Source organism: Blautia wexlerae (genome assembly GCF_013300825.1).
Lineage (GTDB): Bacteria > Bacillota > Clostridia > Lachnospirales > Lachnospiraceae > Blautia_A > Blautia_A wexlerae_B.
Window position 1 is genome coordinate 1 of record NZ_JAAIMY010000085.1, and the last position, 780, is coordinate 780.

A 780-nucleotide genomic window follows, 5' to 3' on the forward strand; every position below is an offset into this window, starting at 1 on the left:
TACCGCAGTACAGGAATCTCCACCTGTTGTCCATCGGCTACGACTCTCGTCCTCGCCTTAGGCCCCGACTTACCCAGAGCAGATCAGCTTTACTCTGGAAACCTTGGATATTCGGCCATAAGGATTCTCACCTTATTCTCGCTACTCATTCCGGCATTCTCTCTTCCATGCAGTCCACAGCTCCTTCCGGTACTGCTTCTTCCCGCATGCAATGCTCCTCTACCAACCTTTCGGTTCCTTAGTTTCGGTGGCGCGTTTCAGCCCCGGACATTTTCGGCGCAGGACCTCTCGACCAGTGAGCTATTACGCACTCTTTGAATGGATGGCTGCTTCTGAGCCAACATCCTGGTTGTCTTCGAAATCCCACATCCTTTTCCACTTAACGCGCACTTGGGGACCTTAACTGAAGGTCTGGGCTCTTTCCCTTTTGACCGCCCAACTTATCTCGTGCAGTCTGACTCCCGATAATCGATTACGCGGCATTCGGAGTTTGATATTCTTCGGTAGGCTTTGACGCCCCCTAGGAAATTCAGTGCTCTACCTCCGCAAATCTGTATCGAGGCTAGCCCTAAAGCTATTTCGAGGAGAACCAGCTATCTCCGGGTTCGATTGGAATTTCTCCCCTATCCACACCTCATCCCCACCCTTTTCAACGGATGTGGGTTCGGTCCTCCACTACCTCTTACGGCAGCTTCAACCTGGACATGGATAGATCACCCGGTTTCGGGTCTACTCCTACTGACTTAAGGCCCTCTTAAGACTTGGTTTCCCTACGGCTCC

1 rRNA gene is annotated in these 780 nt (G+C 52.1%); it reads right to left on the reverse strand.

What is annotated here, in order from left to right:
• Positions 1-780 (reverse strand): 23S ribosomal RNA (locus G4417_RS16510); the annotation flags it as partial.